Genomic DNA, 18,263 nt, shown 5'->3' with positions numbered 1-18,263 from the left:
CGATCAGCGGCTCGCGGCCACCGCCGAGCGGTTCTCGTCCTCCGGGACCTTCAGGTAGCCGACCATCACGAAGGCGGCGACGTAGAGCAGGACGAACGCCCACACGACGCTCGCGTTCCCGAGGCCGATGGCGAGGACGACGGCCGGGACGGCCGCGCCGAGGAAGGCCGCGCCGCCCGCCGCGGTGGTGTACATGGCCATCGCGGCGCCCTTCTGCTCCGGAGCGAGCGCCGGCATGATCGCGCCCATCGGCACGAATCCGGCCAGCAGCGCGCCGAACAGGCAGCCCGCGGCGGTGGCGGCCCAGAAGCCCCACGCGGAGCCCGCGGGCACGAGGTGCGCCACGTACCACCAGGCGAGCAGGCCGAGCGCGGATCCGAAGACGCCGAACCACTGCACGGTGCGCCGCCAGCCCCACTTGTCGCCGATGGCGCCGAACACGGCGTTGAGCAGGATGTTCGACGCGTAGACCAGCGTCGTCATGATCAGCCAGCGGGACTGGCCCCAGCCGAGCTCGTCGGCGATCACCGTCGGCAGGATGATGAACATGCCGTACTGCGGCGCGGTGTTGATCAGCCGCACCAGGAAGCCCATGAGGATCTTCGGCCGGCGCGCGGTCAACCGCAGGCCCGCGGTGAGCACCTCGGTGGTGGACAGCTCCGCCGAGGCGACGCGGCGGTCGCCCCGCGGCTCGTGGACGGCGAACTGGGCGATCAGGAACCCGATCACCACGAGGGCGATCGAGGCCACCATCGCCCCGGTCTCACCACCCGTGCCGCCGCCGAAGGCGGGGATCATGCCCAGCGCGTACAGCGAGCCCAGCGTCGGCAGGCCACCGGTGAACATCACGTAGAACCAGCCGACGGCCTTGCCGTTGCGCTCGACCGGGGTGACGACGTTGACCCACACCAGGAACGCGAACGCGAACAGCGGATAGCCGAACCCGCGCAGGAAGTAGGTCAGGAACACCAGCGGCAGGCTGCCCAGCGCGAGGCTGGCCAGGAACAGCAGCTCGAACACGACCCACACGACGACGCCGAGCTGCATCACGCGGCGCGGCCCCCACAGGTCGGCCAGCACCCCGGAGAGGTAGCTGCCCACCAGCACGGACACGCCGTACATGGAGATGATCGTGCTGACGGTGGTGGCGGGACTGCCCAGTACCGTCTCGATGTGCGGGGAGATGAAGTTGGTCTCGGTCCCGTTGCCGGTCATGAAGATCAGCACTGCGAGGAATCCCCAGCGCAGGGAGTGCGGGATGCCGATCCGGTCGAGGAACGTCTCGCGCTGCGCGCCCGTGGTGGCGGTGTCGGTCATGGTGTTCTCCGCCTTCACGCGTTGGGCAGGATCGAGACCTTCACCGACGCACCCGAGGTGTCGGCGACCAGGTCCAGGGCTTGCTGGAAATCGCTCAAGCCGAACTGGTGGGTGCAGATCTCGTCGACCGGGATCTTGCCCTGCTCCAGCAGCTTGATCGCCGCGGGCCAGCAGTGCGGCCCGAGGTGCGCGCCGAGGACGTTGAGCTCCTTGTCGTCGGAGATGATCGACCAGTCGACCGTCACGTCCGAGCCGAAGACCGAGTACTCCACGTAGGTCCCGAGCTTGCGCAGCAGGTTCAGCCCCTGCCCGACCGCCGGGGTGGCGCCGGTGCCCTCCAGGTAGACGTCGGCGCCGTAGCCCTCGGTCAGTTCCGCGACCTTCGCGACCACGTCCTCCTTGGCGGGGTTGAACGTGACGTCGGCGCCGCAGCGGCGGCCCAGTTCGAGCTTGTCGTCGTCGAGGTCGAGCGCCACCAGCGTCATCGGGTTCTTCTGCCGCGCCCCCGCGATCAGCCCGAGGCCGATGGGTCCGCACCCGGCCACGACGACCACGTCGCCGAAGTTGATGTCCGCCCGCTCCACCGCGTGCAGCGCGCACGAGAGCGGTTCGGCGTAGGCCGCGTGCTCCGGCTTCAGGTCGTGCGAGACCTTGTGCGCCCGCGCCTTCTTCGGCACCAGCGTGTACTGGGCCATGGCGCCGTTGTAGTTGCGGAAGCCGAACATGTCGTGCGGCCCGCACATCCAGTACTGGCCGCGCCGGCAGTAGCGGCACTCCTCGCAGGGCACGATCTGCTCGCAGGCGATCCGGTCGCCGATCTCCACCTTGTGGTGGCCCAGCGCCTCCTGGTCACCGGCGACGATCGTCCCGACGAACTCGTGCCCGGGAGTGATGCCCTTCTGCGCCCAGGCGGCGCGGTTCTCGTCGCCCCAGAACTTCGCCGCGCCGTGGTAGCACTTCAGGTCGCTGGCGCAGACGCCGACGGCCTCCACCTCTATCAGCAGTTCGCCCGCGGCCGGCCGGGGGACGTCCACCTCTTCCAGGCGGTAGTCCTCCGGGCCGTGGACGACGACGGCCGTCATCCGGCTGGGAATGGGGTTCGGCACCTTTGCCTCCAGTGGTTCCATCACATTCGATCGACCCGCTCGCCGCAGCGGCGGGTCCTGTTCGCTCTCGGGGTCGGCCGCGGGCCGCGGCGGCGAGCTGAGCGCCCGCCACCGCCGACGCGCGGCGCGGACCGCCGGCGGCGCGGAAGCCGCCGGGAACGGCCGGACCGGCGGATCCGTCGGAGATCTCCGCCGCTTCCGGCATCGTCCCGCGCGGTTCGGTTCCGCGGGATCGCCGCCACTGCCGCCGGGGTGCCGCCTCGCCCGATCGAGGGGAGGTGCGGCGGGGTGGGGGAGGAGCTCGGTGTTGCCGAGCCGCCTCGGCGGCGATCAGCCGGGCGCTCGCAGGTCGCCGTGCGGAGGAGGTCCGGGCAGCGTCGAGCGCCGGCGGCGGTTCGTCCCCGCCGCTCGGTCCGGCTTCGGCCAGCCGGTCCTGTCGCGTTGCCGTGCACTGCTCTCCTCGCACGTCTGACCCCGATGTCGACGAAGTGCTAACCTTCCGACCCGCGCCGCTCATCAGTCAACACCGACCGCTCAGATGAGCGGTCGACGGCGGGCAGTCGGGAGACCAAGTGGGTCCGGAGCGCCAGATGCTGGCCGCGCTCGTCGCGACGAAGCACTACTTCGAGAAGCAGACCAAGTCGCAGATCGCCGACGAGCTGGAGCTGTCGCGGTTCCAGGTCGCGCGGCTGCTCGACGCGGCGCACGCCGAGGGCATCGTGCGGATCACCGTGGAGCTCCCGTCCGGTGTGGACGCCGAGCTCTCGGACCGGCTCCGCCGCCGCTTCGGGCTCACCCGCGCGCTCGCCGTCGTCACGGCCGACGATCCCGCGACGCGTCGGCGCCAGCTCGGGAAGGTCGCCGCCGACCTGCTCGGCGACGTGGTCACCGAGGACGACTGCCTCGGTGTCGCGTGGGGGCGCACGCTCGGCTCGATCCCCGCCGCGCTCACCAGGTTGGCGACGTGCCCGGTGGTCCAGCTGACGGGCGTCGCGGGCTCCGTCTCGGAGAACACCGTCGAGCTGGTGCGGCAGATGTCCGCGGTCAACGGCGGCCCGGCGACCCCGATCTACGCGCCGTTCGTCGTCGCCGACACCGCGACGGCCCGCGGGCTGCGCAGCCAGTCCGGGATCGCCCGCGCCCTGGAGCTGCACCGGACGGTGACCCGCGCGGTGGTCGGAGTCGGCAGCTGGGACCCGCCCGATTCGAAGATGCACGATTCGCTGCCCGTCGAGGAGCGGCGGGCGCTGCTGGCGAAGGGCGTGCAGGCCGAGGTGTGCGGGACGCTGCTCAACGCCCGAGGCGGAGTGGTCGGCGGGCTCGAAGACCGCTGCATCGCCATCCCGGCGGAACTGCTGCGCCAGGTTCCCGAGGTCATCGCGGTCGGCGGCGGCGCCACGAAGATCAGGGCCATGCTCGCCGCGATCCGCTCCGGCCTCATCCACGGCCTCGTCACCGACGCCACCGCGGCCGAGGAACTGCTCTCCCTGGAGTGATCCGGGCAGCGGCGCACCGGCCTCAATGCCGAGCATGCGGCAGGCGCGGTCCGATTCGTCGCCACCGGCCTCGGTGATCTGGACGCGGTACCCGAGATCGCGCGGCCGGTCGATGTGCTCGTGCACGACGCGAGGCTCGTGGCGACGGGCGTCGGGAGACGCTGATCAAGGTTCTGCGCCTGGGACGGCGGCGGTGCGCCGCGTGCAACGGTTCGGATGCGAAAAGCCTCGGGGCGGCCGAGCTGCCCTAGGCTCCGGTCCCCGAACCCGACCGAAGGTGGTGCCATGTCCGGCCATTCGGATCGCAAGCCCGTCCGCAAACGACTCCGCAACACCGGTTGCCTGATCGGGCTGATCGTGTTGCTGATCCTGCTGGGGCTGATCATCCTGCTCGCGGCGATCGCTCAGGATCCGACCGGTGCGGCTGGCGGAGTCAACTACTGGTGGGGGCAACTCGGTGACGGAGCCCGAGCCGTGTTGGGCGCTCCCATCGACTTCTTCGGTTCGCTGCTCGAATTCGGCCGCGAACTCGGCGGCTGACCCGAACCAGGGCCCGGCGGCAGGCTCCGGTCCGCCGGGGACGCCGGGCCCGCGGCGATGAACCGCGATCGTCCGTCCATTGAGGACAAAGTCGGTCGCGGCCAGTGCCGCGGTGTCATGTCCTCCGGCGACGCCTCGCCACTGCACGTGCGACGCTCGACGGGGTGTCATGCGGACGTGACATCCGAGCCGACTCCCGTCGAGCACTCCGCGAACGTGCCGTTCCTGCGGCGCTCTTTCCGGCTCGTCCGCGAGAGCAGGTCGGTGGGCATGAAGTCGCTGTTCATGGCGCGCGGATCGGCCGAAGCGCGCAAGACGGGGAAGACCTCGGCGCGCATGTCCGCCTCGTAGCCGGCGATCGCCTCCAGCAGCTCCGCCTCGCCCCTGGCGGCCCGGTGCAATGCGGTCGTCAGCGCCGCGGCGTCGCGCAGGGCGCTGTTGGCCCCGGCGCCGAAGGTCGGCGGCATGGCGTGGACGGCGTCGCCGAGCAGCGTCACCCTGCTGGTCTCCCATGGCTCGGCCGGTTCGAGGTGGCGCACGGACTGCGGGAACAGCGTCGCCGGGTCCACGTGCTCGACGAGGCCGGCCAGCGCCGGGTGCCAGCCGGTGGTGGCGGCGCGCATCGCGGCGTGGAGCCGATCGGGCGCGGCACTCCACAGGTCCGGGACGTCCGGTGCGCCGGGCGGGAAGTTGACGTTGACCATCATGTACGGCTCGACCGGATCGATGACGGCGTCCGGGGCCAGCTCGGCCGCCGCTTCGGCGACCGGGCGCCGCGGCCGGTAAGCGCCGTAGGCGAACGTGGTTCCGTCCGGACCGGTCGCGATGACGAAGCCGTCGAACAGCGCCTCCGGCAACGCGGCGGCCAGCTCGTCGGTCAGCGGCGCCCGCGAAGCCAGGCCCCGCATGCCGGTGTCTACGGTTCGCACGTCCGGGAGCAGCTGCCGCCGGACCGCGGAGCGGATGCCGTCCGCGGCGACGAGCACGTCCCCGGTGGCCGATGACCCGTCGGTGAACGACAACCGGACGCGGTCCCCGTCGTCCTCGAAACCACTGACGGTATGTCCGAAGTGGACGATCTCGTCCAAGTCCGCGCTCATGATCTGGCGCAAGGCGCGCCGGTCGACCGCGGTGTGCGGGCGGGCGGCATCGTTCGCCGGGCCGATGTGCGGGCGGGTGCCGAGCTCGCGCGCCCGGTGGTCGAGCACGACCAGGCATTCGCGGCGCGGCGTCTCCCGGGAGGTCTGCGCGTAGAGCTCGTAGAGGTTCTCCGGCAGGCAGTGCCGCAGCGCGCCGCCGCCCGCGCCGTTCATGTGCAGCCGGTACCCGGACCGCACGATCCCGGGGGCGCTCTCGTGCACCGAGCAGTCGATGCCCCTGCTGCGCAGTCCTTGCGCCAGGCAGAGACCTCCGATGCCGCCTCCGGCGATCAGGACGTGGAACGACGACACGGTTTCCTCCTCGAATCCGGTGGCGGGGAAGGCGAAGTCCGTTCCCCGCCGGGTCACAGCTGCTCGACCTGGGACCTCCCACCCTGGCCCGGCGATCCGCATCGGGGAACCCGAAATTCCCTATGCTGGTCATCGGTATGACCGATGACCGAGGCGAGGTGTCGTGGGGCTCGATCTCAACCTGCTCGTATCGCTGGACGCGCTGCTGCAGGAACGCAGCGTCACCAACGCGGCACGGCGGCTCGGGCTGAGCCAACCGACCTTGAGCACCGCGCTGGCCCGGTTGCGCCGCCACTTCGGCGACGAGCTCCTCGTCCGCGTCGGCAACGGCCACGAGCTGACCGCGCTGGGCGAACGCCTCGCCGAGAACACGACGCACGCCCTGTCGTGGACCGACCGGGTCTTCCAGACCCGCTCGGACTTCGACCCGGAACGCTCCGAGCACGAGTTCACCCTGGTCGTGGCGGACTGCCACCTGCCGACGTTCGGCAGAGCGCTGGTCGACCTCGTCCGGCGGCACGCGCCGCACGTCAGGTTGAAGTTCCAGCACAGCACGACCCACGTAGTGCAGCGGGCGTCCGAGCACCTGCGCACGGTCGACGGGATCGTGCTCCCGCAGGGAGTGCTGGTGAACTTCCCCTCCACGCACCTGTACCGGGATCGGTGGGTCTGCGTCGCCTCGATCGGGTCGGAGCCGTCCGGGACCGTCGCCGACCTCGGCGGCCGACCCTGGGTGGCGGCCTACCGGCCCCCGTTCTCCGCGCTGTCGCCCATGCCCGGCCCGCTCGCCGAGCACGCGCGGCTCGACGTCGCCGTCATAACCGAGGACTTCCTGTCGGTCCCGCACCTTGTCGCGGGCACCGACCGGCTCGGCCTGATGCCGGAGCGGATCGCCCGCATGCAACCGGAATCGGCCGGCATCACCGTCGTCGACCTGCCCTTCGAACTCGGCTACCTCAACGAATCCTTCTGGTGGCACCCGGTTCACGAACGCGATCCCGCCCACAACTGGTTGCGGCACATGGCATCGCGGGCCGGCCGGGCGATCGATCAGGGCGGCGCCTGAACGACGGAGTCGCGGCGTGCGCCTTCCCCGTTCCTGATTTCTCCGAACGCGCGCCGCGCCGTCCCGTTCCAGTGATCCGTTCAGGGCATGGCAGAAGGCGGAAGTGGCTGAGGATCAGCTTCGGCGCGTCAAGGGCGACCAACTGGGGGGGGATTGAATGAAGCGACGTCTAGGTGCGGCTCGCGGCGTGGCCATCGCGGCGGCAGCGATGCCGCTCGCCACAGCGCGCCCAGGATTGCACGACCCATCTCGGAGCCGATTTCATCGTCGCGCCTCAGGTGCAGACCAGCCGCGGCTTGGGTTCGGGGCGGTTCCCCAAGCCGTGGTACCGCATCACGGGCCTTGAGCGCGCGGGGGTGACGCCGGAGCACGCCATGGTCGCCTGCGAACTCGCGCGGCGATCACGCCGGCCCGGTCGCACCCCGCAGCCGATCCGGCAGCGGGGCGCGACCGTCCTCTGCGGACTCCGACCGGGCATTGCGACGGGAACGCGCGGTTCGGCTCCGCCGCCGCGATCACCGCTCCAGCAAGAGGTCGTCGGCGGCCTCGTTCGCGGCAGCGCCGTTGATGCCGGAGGACGACGACGGCGCCCGCTCGGGCGAATTCACGGGCCGTCTCATCCCCGAGCCGGTGCCGAGCGCGACTTGGCCGGTGAATCGGGTTCGCCGGTGACTCCTCGTGCTGTGCCGTGCCGGGCGCGGTCCGCGCCGCGTCCGTGGATCCGGTGGTCGTCAGGCGGGGTTCTCGGGTTCGACGTGGTACTCGTCATCGGTGACGTGCCGTCCCCAGGTGACGGCGTTTCCGGACTCGTCGTTCTGCTGGATGGCGATGTGCACCATGAACCGGTTGGGGGCGGCGCCGTGCCAGTGGTTCTCCCCGGGCTCGAAGAAGACCCGGTCACCGGCGCGGATGGTCTCCACCGGGCCGCCTTCGCGCTGGCACAGCCCGATGCCTTCGGTGACGAAGACGGTCTGGCCGTGGGGGTGGGTGTGCCAGGCGGTGTGAGCACCGGGCGTGAAGTGCACGGCTGCGGCGGCGAAGGTGGAGCTGCCCGCGGGCGCGGCGACGGGGTCGATGTAGACGTCACCGGTGAACCAGTCGGCGGGACCCTTCTGGGTGTCGAGGCTGCTGCGGGTGATCTGCACGGTGTGCTCGCTTCCTGTCGGTGCTGGTGTTCAGCGGGTGTGAAGACTTTCGGTGGTGCGGCGTCGGTATTCGCTGCCGTGAAGCCGATCCTGCTGCCGTTCCGGTTACCGCGCCCGGCGCGGACCGGGCGGCCCTCAGTCGGTGACTCCCGAGCCTGGCAGAACCGGTGGTGCTGCAGCCGGGCCGGTCGGTTCACGGCTGGTTGCGAGTGATGACCAGCAGTCCGCGCACTTGTTGCTTTCCGACGCGCTGGTAGAGGTGGTCCCGGCCGGCGTCGAAGGTCGCGAAGTCGCCCGCGCCGATCTCGACGGTGGCGCCGACGGGGCCGACGAGGATGCGGCCGGAGTAGAGGTGCAGGTGTTCGTGCGTGCCGCGCGGGTGGCCGGTCGAGTGCTGCGCCACCGCGTTGTGCAGGCGGAAGTCGTAGATCTCCGTCGAGGTCGCCCTGCCGGCGGTGGTGTGGAGCAACCATGCTTCGACGGCCTCGCCCGCCACGCGCGTCCCTTCGCCACGCGGTACGACGCGGGGCGGCACGACCGCGTCCGGTTCGGTGATCAGATCGGCGAGACCTGCGTCGAGGGCCGTGGCCAACGCGTAGAGCGTGTCCAGCGTGGGGTTCCCGCCACCGGCTTCGATCTGGGTCAGCGTTGCTCTCGACATCTCCGCTCGACGCGCCAGCTCCACGACGGACAGGTCGTTCTGACGGCGCAACCTGCGCAGGTTCGCTGCGAGCGGCACCTTCCCGATCTCACTCATGCTGACCATCATGTCAGTCATGGTGACTGCTGTGATAGACACTGGGAGGAAGGCGGGAAGACGGCGATGGCGGTTTTCGGTGCTGATCCCGCGGTTCCGCCGGTGCGCGAACCCGCCGCACCGCCGAGTGAGGAAGGGTTCACCACGACCGAGGTCGAGCAACTGCCGGAGCGCAGCCGGATCGTGCAGCGGCACCTGGCCGACGCGGGCCTGACCGCTCGCGTCCGCGAGCTGCCCGATTCCACCCGCACCGCTGCGGAGGCGGCCGCGGCGCTCGGCTGCGAGGTCGGTGCGATCGCGAGCAGTCTGCTGTTCCTGGCGGACGAGGAACTGTTGCTGGTGATGACCAGCGGACGGCACCGCGTGGACACGGCCGTCCTCGCCGATGAGCTCGGTGCGACGACCATCCGGATGGCCACCGCGAAACAGGTCCGGGCCGTCACCGGCCAGGTCATCGGCGGGGTGGCCCCGGTAGGGCATCCGGCGCCGGTGCGCACGGTGATCGACCGGGCGCTGGCCGATCACGAGATCATCTGGGCCGCCGCGGGAACCCCGCACGCGGTCGTGCCGCTCACCGTCGACCAGCTCACCGCGCTCACCGGTGGCCGGACGGTGCGGGTCGCGGCGAACTGACGCTCGCCGTCGGGGTTGCCAGCGCGCCCCTCCGGCGAAGAGGTGGTGGCGGGAGACGCTGCTCTCGGCGCCCGAGCCGCGGTGGAGCCGCGCACACCGTCCTTGGTGCCTGCCGAGGCCCCGATGACATGCGGTGCGCGCTTTTCCCGATGCCGATTCGGTTTCCCGTCGAGTGCCTCCCGGCCGGACGACCGAGAAGCGGCGTCGAGAACACCGTCCCGTTTCGCCGTCGCGGCAGGGTTGGCGCCCGAGCCGCCCAGATCGAGGTGCGCTACGACGGGAGGGGCGAGTTCGCCCGCAAGTCGCGGTCGCCCGCACCTGCGCGCTCGGCCGAATCCGGGGAGTCGCCGGGTGCGGCCGGTCCCGTCGCCGGGCGGCGAGCTCTTGCTCGGCCCGGGTTTCCGCGATTCATCAAGCCTCCGAACGTGATTCCCCCTCGGCCAGGGTCAAGGGCGCTTCCCGGAACCGGCCGTCCTGGTCGACGCGGTTCGGCCGCGCCGGTGAGACGGTGGCGGGCACGTGCCAGGACTCCTGGCGCAAGAAGCCGAGCAGGGCCTTCTCCGCCGGGCCCGCACCGGGCCGGATGGCGGCCATCGCGGTCTGGGACACGGCCGGGAACACCGGGCGGGCGAGATGCTCGTGACCGTGCGGCACCGCGGAGGCGGGTACGAGGGTCGCGCCCAATCCGTGAGCAGCCCACCGCACGGCCGTAGCCGTCTGGGTCGCCCGCGCGACCGCGGTCGGGGTGAGGCCGTTGTCCCGCAGTACGGTGCGCAGCACGCCGTCGAGCGCACTGTCCTGGTCGAACCGCACCCACGGTTCCCGAGCGAGGTCGCGCAGCTCGACGCGCTCCGCGGCGAGCCGCGGATGTCCCTCGGCCAACACCACGACGAACTCCTCCTCGCCGAGGTGGTGCCCCTCGTACAGGCCCTCGTCGCACGACCCGGTCACCAAGGCGAGGTCCAGCACGCCGCGGCGCGCCAGCCGACCCAGCTCGGTGGGGTTCGGTTCCTCGAAAACGGTGACCTCCAGCCGGGGGAAGCGACGGCGCAGGGCGCCCAGCGCGCCGGGCAGCTGCCGCGTGCCCAGGCCCATCTGCGCCGCGACGACCAGCTCGCCCACCAGGTCCTCGGCACCGGCCCGCGCCGTCGTCCTCGCCCGGCGCGCCGCCTGCACGGCGATCTCGGCGTCCCGCAGGAACGCCCGGCCGACGACGGTGGGCACCAACCCGGTCGGCGTGCGGGCGAACAGCTCCACGCCGAGGTCCCGCTCCAAGCTGCGGATCTGCTGGGACACCGACGGTTGAGCGACGTGCAGCAGTTCCGCCGCCGCCGTGACCGAGCCCGCGGCGGCCACGGCCAGGGCGTAGTCGAACTGGCGCAGGCTCATCGGTTCCCCGTCCCTCCGCTCCGGTGGACCGCGCGGTCCACCGCGTCGTCACCGGGAGCAACCGAGTTCCGCCGCCGGAGATTCCCGTTCCCGGCCAACGGCGCGCCGCGCCTCCGCATTCTCGCAGGTGCCTGAACCGCAGCCGCCGGCCGTTCAGGCACCGGTTCGCGAAAAGGCGACCGAGCTGCCGCACCCGCTACCCGGCGTGCCCGAGTGCGGCCATAGGAGTCTCCTATGGTCCCGACCAAGAATGCGTCTTTGCTTTCCGAATACGAGCCTCCGTAGCTTGAAGAAATCAGCGATGCGGACACCGCAAAGCGCACTGGAGTTGTGCGAACGAGTCATTCGCGTCGATCGAATCCGGAATGAAGAGCGGAACCAGGACATGACATCCATCCAGCACGGATCGGCAACGCAGGAGCTCAAGGGAAAGCGGGCTCTCGTCACGGGCGGTACTCGCGGAATCGGTGCCGCGATCGTGCGCAGGTTCGTGGAAGAGGGAGCGGAGGTGCTCGCGGCAGCGAGGTCGGTGCCGGACACCGTGCCGGAAGGGGCCGGTTACGTAGCGGCCGATCTGCGGACGCCGACCGGGGTGGAGGAAGTCGCGGCCGCCGCGTTGGAGCGGCTCGGCGGTGTGGACGTCCTGGTCCACAACGCCGGTGGCGCGGGCCCGCACGCGAGCGCGCTGGCCATCTCGGAGGACGAGTGGCAGGACGTGCTAAACCTGAACCTCATGTCGGCGGTGCGCCTGGACGCGCTGGTGGCGCCGGGTATGCGGGAGCGGCGTTCGGGCGCGATCGTGCACATCTCCTCGGCCGCCGCCTTCCCGCCGGTGCCCCAGGTCGTGCACTACACGTCGACGAAGGCGGCGCTGGAGAATTACAGCCGCGGGATGACGGCGGAACTCGCCCCCTTCGGGGTCCGGGTGAACGTCGTGACTCCCGGTCGAACAGACACCCCGGGCGGGGCGCGCAACCGGGAGGAGATCGCTCTCATGGGCGAGGGCGCGATCGAATTCCCCGACGTGCCGTTGGGACGTGACGGTCTGCCCGAGGACATCGCCGAAGCGGTCCTGTTCATCGTTTCCGACCGGGCGAGCTGGATCGCCGGCGGCAATCTCGTCGTCGACGGCGCGGAATTCCCCCGGCGCTGACGTCGCCGGAATTCCGGTACGCACCGGGCCCGGCGAGAACGACGGGTCCGACACCTCATCACGAAAGGCCGCCCAGCATGGAATTGCGAGGCATCACCGCTCTCATCACCGGCGGGACTTCTGGAATCGGGCTGGCGACCGCTCGGCTGCTGGCCCGCGACGGTGCCGAGGTCGTCATCTCCGGCCGTGACGAGCAGCGCGGCAAGGACGCCGAACGGGCGGCGGGAGAGGACGGCGCGGTCCGATTCGTCGCCGCCGACCTCGGTGATCTGGACTCGGTCCGCGATCTCGCCCGGCAGAGCGGCCCGGTCGACGTGCTCGTGAACAACGCGGGCATCTACCCGGCCGCACCGACCGTGGGACAGAGCGTCCAGGGCTACCAGCAGATTTTCGACGTCAACGTCCGCGGCGCCTACTTCCTCGTCGCCGCGCTCGTTCCGCACATGCTCGCGAAAGGCGAGGGCGCCATCGTCAACGTCACCTCGATCACCGCGTCCCGGGGCTTCGCCGGGTCGTCCGCGTACAGCGCGTCCAAAGCGGCGCTGGACGCGCTGACCCGGAGCTGGGCTGCGGAATTCGCATCCGGCGGGGTCCGGGTCAACGCCGTGTCTCCCGGATCCACCCGCACTGAAGGAGTGCTGCGGGAAATGGGCCCGGAGGCCGACAAGGCCGTGACCGAGATCCTGGGGATCCCGCGGTTGGCGCAATCCGAGGAGATCGCCGAGGCGATCCGTTTCCTCGCCTCCCAGCGAGCCGGCCACATCACCGGCACCACCCTCGACGTGGACCTCGGCGCCGCGACCACGTGGAGGTATCCGGCCGCCCGTTGACGACTTCGCCCGAACGGCGCGCCGCGCTCGCTTCGAGCTGCGGGCGCGCTGTTCGGGAGGATCACGACGGCGCGGGCGAAGCACCGCCCGCGCCAGGACGAGCACGTCGACCACATACCCCGAGACATGACGGAGGCAGAAGATGCTCACACCCGGCCCGAACGGCCCGGTACGACCGATGACCCGGGCGGCCGAAAGCGGAACCGAAGTCTGGGCCGTCGCGCGTCTGAAACCGCACGAAGGCAAGCTGGAAGAGTTCAAGCGTGCGGCGGCGAAGTGCCGAGAAGCCACCCGCACCCGGGACACCGGAACGCTGCGGTACGAGATCCACCTCAGCGCCGACGAGTCCGAGTGCGTCTTCATCGAAGGTTACCGGGACGTCGACGCACTGCTCGAGCACAACGCCAACATCGGTGCTCTGCTGCCCGCGATGCTCAGCACCGGATCGGTTTCCGCCGAACTCTTCGGGCACTTCAGCGATGAGTTCAAGACGCGGTGGCAGGGCGATCCCGTTCAGTTCTTCGCTCCGCTCGAAGCTGCCCGGAGTTCGGCCGGCGCCTGATGCCGGGAGAGTCGGTCGGTCGCAGGCAGCGCCTGTCACGTTGCCTGCGCGACAGGTGTCTGACCTGCTGGTTCGGCCGCCGGGACGGCGATGTTCTCCCGTAGCAGCCGAGATGCGTCGTTCAGGAGGAACCTTGCCTCCTGCTCAGATCGGCGACTTCGTCGCCGCGGAGATCGGTCAGGAACGGCCATCGGCGTGACCAGGGACAGCAATGGGCCGTCGCCTTCCTGGAAGTCGGCACAGGTCGCCCGCAGAGCCAGGCCCCGTGCCACGGTCTTGCTGTTGACGGCGAAGTCCTTCCTGGCGAAGAAGCGAAGCGACGGCGAACCCGCCCGAGCACCCCGAGGCCGGTTGACGAAGCTCCGTTCTGATGGAAGACCACCACGGCGTTCGGGGCTCCGCGATCCCAGGTCGACCTGCCCGCCCTCCGGCTCGGCCAGGTTCATTCCCGACGTGTTCTTCCTGCTGACGCTGAGGAAAATCGTCGCGAGCTCGGAGCAGGCATCGAGGCGTGATCATCCCATCGTGTCAGGCGTGGCGGCCGCATCGGTTGATCTCGGCGGACAAGATCATCGTGTTCGGCACGACGTTCAAGGAGATCACCGGTGACCACCGCATTGCTGAAGACCAAGCACGACAAGCTGTTCGACCTGCTCGACTACGACGGCAACGGCGCGATCGAACTCGCGGACTTCGAACAGCTCGCCGCCGACCTGGTGAAGGCAGGTACCGACAACCCGCACGCCCAGTCGGCGGAAGCGGTGTTCTCGGCATACCGTCGCGCGTTCGAGCGCTTCGCCGCGCACGCCGACACCGACCGCGACGGCACGATCGACCGGGACGAGTTCCACGCGGCGATGGCCACGCAGGCCGACCGCGAGGCTCGGTTCGACGACATCTGGGGCCCGACCTGCGACGTCGAGTTCGACAACGTCGATGTCGACGGCGATGGCAAGCTCGACCGCGACGAGTTCGCGACGCTGATGGCCGGGTTCGGTCAGACGCCGGTGGCCGCCTCTGCCGGGTTCGATCGGCTGGCCACCGACGGCGCTATCTCCCGCGAGGCGTACCACCAGGCTTGGAAGACCTACGTCAGCAGCGACGACGTCACCGCGGGCGCGAACGCCATGATGGCCTGATGGCACGAGGGGGCGTGCGTCCCGTCCTGCGGGACGTGCGGTCCCTTCCGCGTCAGGCTCCGCCGTCGAAGAACGACCTGACGCCGGCGATGATCGCGTGCCGTTCCTCGTCCCGGAGTTCCGGGTAGATCGGCAGGCACAGCAACTTCGGGTTGTTCGCTTCGGCGACCGGAGTCGGGGCGGCGCGGTGCGGCAGATCCGCGAACGCGGGCTGCTGGGACAGCAGGCGGGGGTAGACGCGTTCCGCTTGGATTCCCCGCTCGGCCAGGTGAGTTGCCAGCGCGGTGGTGTGCTCGGTGTGCACGGCGTACTTGTAGAACGCGTGCTCGCGGCCCGGCAGCACGACCGGCGTCGTCAGCGGAAGGTCGGCGAACGCCTTGTCGTAGCGGTCCGCCGTCAGCCGCCGCCGCTCGTTCCACACCGGGAGCATCGGGATCTGGTGGCACAGCACCGCCGCGTCGAGTTCGCTCAACCTGGCCCGGCTGCCCCACGAATGATGCACGTAGCGGTCATCCGGGTCACGGCCCAGATTGCGCAGCCGCTCCACGGCCACCAGGGTCTCCTCGTCCTTGACCACGACCATTCCGCCGTCGCCCAGCCCTCCGGCGTTCTTGCCGGCCCACACCGAGAAACAACCGAAATCGCCGAACGATCCCGCGGGCTCGCCCTGGTAGGTCGCTTCGTGCGCCTGCGCGCAATCTTCGACGACGGTCAGCCCGTGTTCGGCCGCGATCGCGGAGATCTCGTCCATTTCCGCGATCTGCCCGTACAGGTGAACGACGATGATCACCTTGGTTCTCGTCGTCACCGCGTTGCGGATCGCTTCCGGCGAGATCAGCCAGCATCCCGGTTCGACGTCGACGAACACCGGAGTCGCCCCCACCGCGTTGACGGCGAAGGCGGTGGCCGCGAACGTCATGTCCGGCACGATCACCTCGTCGCCGGGGCCGATCCCCGCGGCGCGCAACGAGAAGTGCAGCGACTCCGTGCCCGATGACGTGGCCACCGCACGACGACCCCATCTTTCGTAGAGCAGCGCTTCCAAGCGCCGGGTGTGCGGGCCCATGACGGTGGTGGCACCGTCGATCACCCCGTCCAGGAAGCCGTGGATCACCTCGCGCATGCTCGCCAGCCGCCGGTGATGTCCCTCCGCCGGAATGACATCGGGCTTTCCCGACTCGAACCTCATGACCGAACCTTCCCGTCTGGCGATGGCATGACTCGTCCGTAGCGTCGACACATCTCCGCGACACCTGAAGATCACGAAGGACTGGTGCCGCCCGTCGCGCTCCGCATCCAGCGACCGGAATGCTCGTCGGCATCGGGAGTCCGCGAGGTCGGCAGCTGTTCGCTTGCCGACACGTCGACGCGGGGACAGCTCCAGGCGTGCGGGTTGGTTTCGATCCGGTCGGACCGGGCAACACCGGTAGCTCTCGCCACGCTAGGAGGAGGGGCCTTCGCAGGGCAGATGAGCTGCGCGGCCGGCGGTTCGCGATCCTGGCCGCCGACGGTGTCGAGCAGGTCGAACCGACCCGGCCCCGCCAGGCCGTGGAGCAGGCCGGGGCGCAGGTGGCGCTGCTGTCGATCCACACCGGACAGATTCCGCCGACGCGCTGTTGCGGGCCGCGCCGTCACCGGCGGTGCCCTCGCTCGGGCACTCGCGCTGCTTCGGGACCCGGCGCTCGCCGTTCGGGTGCGGGATCTGCTCACCCCGAAGGACTTTCTGATCGCGACGCTGACCGGCGAGATCGTCACGGACTCGGTCCACGGCGCCTACACGTCACGCGGGGAGCGGATCGTCACGGGCGCTGCGCGAACGCCTCGTCCAGATCTCGTACCGCGCCCGTCGACGCGGAGGTCGCGAGCGCGGCGTACACCCGCAACGCCTCGCTGACGGGCCGGACCCGCGCGGCGGGCCGGAAACCGCCCGGTTGCTCGCGCACCTCACTGCGCCGCCGGACGAGCTCGGCATCGGGCACCTCCACCGAGATCGCCCGCTCCGGAATGTCGATGGTGATCGGGTCGCCGTCGCGCACCAGGGCGATCGTCCCGCCCGCGGCCGCTTCCGGGGACACGTGCCCGATGGAGAGCCCGGCGGATCCTCCGGAGAACCGGCCATCGGTGATCAGGGCGCAGGAGGTGTCCAGGCCGCGTCCTTTGAGGAAGGACGTGGGTTGCAGCATCTCCTGCATGCCGGGGCCTCCTCGCGGTCCTTCGTACCGGACCACGAGGACGTCGCCGGACTCGACCAGTCCGCCGAGGATGCCTTCGGTGCACTCCTCCTGGCTCTCGAACACCTTCGCCGGTCCGGTGAACCGCAGCATCGAGGCGGCGACCCCGGCGGTCTTCACCACGCAGCCGTCGAGCGCCAGGTTCCCGAACAGCACCGCCAGGCCGCCATCGGGGGAGTAGGCGTGCTCCGGCGAGCGGATGCAGCCGTTCTCCCGGTCGGTGTCGAGGTCCGGGTACCGCTGCGTCGAGCTGAACGGTGCGATCGTGCGCACTCCGCCCGGAGCGGCTCGGAAGAACCGGGCCTTGTCCGGCGCGGCCGTGGCCGACCGGATGTTCCACGCGTCGAGCTGCTCGCCCACCGTGGCGCCACTGATGGTCGACAGCGATCGGTCGATCAGTCCGGCCCCGTCCAGCTCGGCGAGGATGGCCTGGATTCCGCCCGCCCGGTGCACGTCCTGCACGTGGTAGCGGCTGCTCGGGGCGACCTTGCACAGGTTGGGCACCGACCGGGACAGCTCGTCGATGTCCTCCAGCGCGAAGTCGACCTGTCCCTCGCGAGCGGCGGCCAGGATGTGCAGGATCGTGTTGGTCGACCCGCCCATGGCGAGATCGAGGGCCATCGCGTTGCGGAATCCCGCCCGCGAGGCGATCGCGCGTGGCAGCGTGGTCTCGTCGTCGTGGTCGTAGAAGCGGCGGACCAGGTCCATCGCGGCGCGGCCCGCGTCGGCGCAGAGGGCGCGCCGGTCGGCGTGCGTGGCCAGCAGCGTCCCATTGCCGGGCAGGCCCAGCCCCATCGCCTCGACCAGGCAGTTCATCGAGTTCGCCGTGAACATGCCCGAACAGGACCCGCAGGTGGGGCAGGCGCTGTCCTCGACCGCGGCGAGCTCCTCGTCGGACAGCCGCTGATCGGCCGAGGCGGAGAACGCGCTGATCAGATCGAGGTCCTGGGTGCGCAGCCGCTCGGGGATCGAGGCAGGGGGGCGGCCGGCTTCCATCGGTCCGCCGGAGACGAACACGGTCGGGATGTTGAGCCGCAGGGCCGCCATCAGCATTCCCGGCGTGATCTTGTCGCAGTTGGAGATGCACACCAGCGCATCGGCGCAGTGCGCGTTGGTCATGTACTCGACGGAGTCCGCGATCAGCTCGCGGCTGGGCAGGGAGTACAGCATCCCCAGGTGACCGTTGGCGATGCCGTCGTCGACGGCGATCGTGCTGAACTCGCGCGGCACGCCGCCGTGCGCGATCACCGACTCGGCGACGATCTCGGCCACCTGGTCCAGGTGCACGTGCCCCGGCACGAACTGCGTGTAGCTGTTGGCGACGGCCACGATCGGCTTGCCCAGATCACGCCGCGCCACCCCGGCCGCCATCAGCAGGGATCGCGCCCCGGACATGGATCGGACACCGGTGATCGTCGCTGATCGAAGTGCTCCCATTCCGGCAGCGT

General features: G+C 70.4%; 17 protein-coding genes. 8 read left to right on the top strand and 9 right to left on the bottom strand.

Annotated features, from left to right (window positions below):
* Positions 1 to 3: 3 nt before the first annotated feature.
* Both BJ969_RS17925 and BJ969_RS17920 read right to left on the bottom strand, forming a co-directional pair.
* Positions 4 to 1,317, bottom strand: coding sequence for an RbtT/DalT/CsbX family MFS transporter (locus BJ969_RS17925; RefSeq protein ID WP_184480162.1), 1,314 nt, complete (start codon positions 1,315 to 1,317; stop codon positions 4 to 6).
* A 14-nt stretch (positions 1,318 to 1,331) separates the two neighbouring features.
* The gene (locus tag BJ969_RS17920; protein ID WP_184480159.1) at positions 1,332 to 2,423 is read right to left on the bottom strand and encodes an alcohol dehydrogenase catalytic domain-containing protein; all 1,092 of its coding nucleotides are present in this window, start codon (positions 2,421 to 2,423) and stop codon (positions 1,332 to 1,334) included.
* Positions 2,424 to 2,995: 572 nt separating this feature from the next.
* Here BJ969_RS17920 and BJ969_RS17915 point away from each other — a divergent pair.
* On the top strand, positions 2,996 to 3,919 hold the full coding sequence (locus BJ969_RS17915; protein ID WP_184480156.1) for a sugar-binding domain-containing protein: 924 nt from the start codon (positions 2,996 to 2,998) through the stop codon (positions 3,917 to 3,919).
* Positions 3,920 to 4,204: 285 nt separating this feature from the next.
* Entirely contained in the window at positions 4,205 to 4,459 is a 255-nt protein-coding gene (locus BJ969_RS17910) for a hypothetical protein (protein WP_184480152.1), read from the top strand.
* A gap of 167 nt (positions 4,460 to 4,626) precedes the next feature.
* On the opposite strand, the gene BJ969_RS17905 is transcribed toward BJ969_RS17910, so the two are convergent.
* Complete coding sequence (locus BJ969_RS17905; protein WP_343071466.1) at positions 4,627 to 5,967, bottom strand: FAD-dependent oxidoreductase; 1,341 nt, start codon at positions 5,965 to 5,967, stop codon at positions 4,627 to 4,629.
* 106 nt (positions 5,968 to 6,073) lie between these two features.
* Between BJ969_RS17905 and BJ969_RS17900 the strand changes: the two genes are divergently transcribed.
* Positions 6,074 to 6,976 carry a LysR family transcriptional regulator gene (locus BJ969_RS17900; RefSeq protein ID WP_184480149.1) on the top strand — a complete coding sequence of 301 codons (903 nt, stop codon included), beginning with the start codon at positions 6,074 to 6,076 and terminating at the stop codon, positions 6,974 to 6,976.
* A gap of 731 nt (positions 6,977 to 7,707) precedes the next feature.
* Here the strand turns inward: BJ969_RS17900 and BJ969_RS30210 are convergent.
* Together BJ969_RS30210 and BJ969_RS17890 are read right to left on the bottom strand one after the other, a co-directional pair.
* The gene (locus BJ969_RS30210) at positions 7,708 to 8,121 is read right to left on the bottom strand and encodes a (R)-mandelonitrile lyase (RefSeq protein WP_184480146.1); all 414 of its coding nucleotides are present in this window, start codon (positions 8,119 to 8,121) and stop codon (positions 7,708 to 7,710) included.
* Positions 8,122 to 8,314: 193 nt separating this feature from the next.
* Complete coding sequence (locus BJ969_RS17890) at positions 8,315 to 8,878, bottom strand: helix-turn-helix domain-containing protein (protein WP_184480142.1); 564 nt, start codon at positions 8,876 to 8,878, stop codon at positions 8,315 to 8,317.
* Between the two features lie 66 nt (positions 8,879 to 8,944).
* Between BJ969_RS17890 and BJ969_RS17885 the strand changes: the two genes are divergently transcribed.
* Positions 8,945 to 9,511, top strand: coding sequence for a YbaK/EbsC family protein (locus tag BJ969_RS17885; RefSeq protein ID WP_184480139.1), 567 nt, complete (start codon positions 8,945 to 8,947; stop codon positions 9,509 to 9,511).
* A 411-nt stretch (positions 9,512 to 9,922) separates the two neighbouring features.
* On the opposite strand, the gene BJ969_RS17880 is transcribed toward BJ969_RS17885, so the two are convergent.
* Positions 9,923 to 10,900 (bottom strand): LysR family transcriptional regulator, encoded by a 978-nt coding sequence (locus BJ969_RS17880; RefSeq protein ID WP_184480136.1) that lies wholly within the window; start codon positions 10,898 to 10,900, stop codon positions 9,923 to 9,925.
* A gap of 127 nt (positions 10,901 to 11,027) precedes the next feature.
* Between BJ969_RS17880 and BJ969_RS17875 the strand changes: the two genes are divergently transcribed.
* The 4 genes from BJ969_RS17875 (at position 11,028) to BJ969_RS17860 (ending at position 14,584) form a co-directional block, all read left to right on the top strand.
* The gene (locus tag BJ969_RS17875; protein WP_343071465.1) at positions 11,028 to 12,053 is read left to right on the top strand and encodes an SDR family oxidoreductase; all 1,026 of its coding nucleotides are present in this window, start codon (positions 11,028 to 11,030) and stop codon (positions 12,051 to 12,053) included.
* A gap of 77 nt (positions 12,054 to 12,130) precedes the next feature.
* Complete coding sequence (locus BJ969_RS17870) at positions 12,131 to 12,883, top strand: SDR family NAD(P)-dependent oxidoreductase (protein WP_184480133.1); 753 nt, start codon at positions 12,131 to 12,133, stop codon at positions 12,881 to 12,883.
* A 142-nt stretch (positions 12,884 to 13,025) separates the two neighbouring features.
* Complete coding sequence (locus BJ969_RS17865; RefSeq protein WP_184480129.1) at positions 13,026 to 13,445, top strand: putative quinol monooxygenase; 420 nt, start codon at positions 13,026 to 13,028, stop codon at positions 13,443 to 13,445.
* Positions 13,446 to 14,050: 605 nt separating this feature from the next.
* On the top strand, positions 14,051 to 14,584 hold the full coding sequence (locus BJ969_RS17860) for an EF-hand domain-containing protein (protein ID WP_184480125.1): 534 nt from the start codon (positions 14,051 to 14,053) through the stop codon (positions 14,582 to 14,584).
* A 52-nt stretch (positions 14,585 to 14,636) separates the two neighbouring features.
* Here BJ969_RS17860 and BJ969_RS17855 read toward each other — a convergent pair whose 3' ends face one another.
* The 3 genes from BJ969_RS17855 to ilvD form a co-directional block, all read right to left on the bottom strand.
* The gene (locus BJ969_RS17855) at positions 14,637 to 15,773 is read right to left on the bottom strand and encodes a DegT/DnrJ/EryC1/StrS family aminotransferase (RefSeq protein ID WP_184480122.1); all 1,137 of its coding nucleotides are present in this window, start codon (positions 15,771 to 15,773) and stop codon (positions 14,637 to 14,639) included.
* A 71-nt stretch (positions 15,774 to 15,844) separates the two neighbouring features.
* Complete coding sequence (locus BJ969_RS31020; RefSeq protein WP_184480119.1) at positions 15,845 to 16,174, bottom strand: hypothetical protein; 330 nt, start codon at positions 16,172 to 16,174, stop codon at positions 15,845 to 15,847.
* Between the two features lie 209 nt (positions 16,175 to 16,383).
* The gene (ilvD, locus tag BJ969_RS17845) at positions 16,384 to 18,252 is read right to left on the bottom strand and encodes a dihydroxy-acid dehydratase (protein WP_184480117.1); all 1,869 of its coding nucleotides are present in this window, start codon (positions 18,250 to 18,252) and stop codon (positions 16,384 to 16,386) included.
* Positions 18,253 to 18,263: the final 11 nt, after the last annotated feature.

Origin of the sequence: Saccharopolyspora gloriosae (genome assembly GCF_014203325.1) — a bacterium.
Taxonomy (GTDB): domain Bacteria; phylum Actinomycetota; class Actinomycetes; order Mycobacteriales; family Pseudonocardiaceae; genus Saccharopolyspora_C; species Saccharopolyspora_C gloriosae.
Note: the sequence above shows the minus strand (reverse complement) of the source record. Positions and strands in the feature narration are given on the sequence as shown.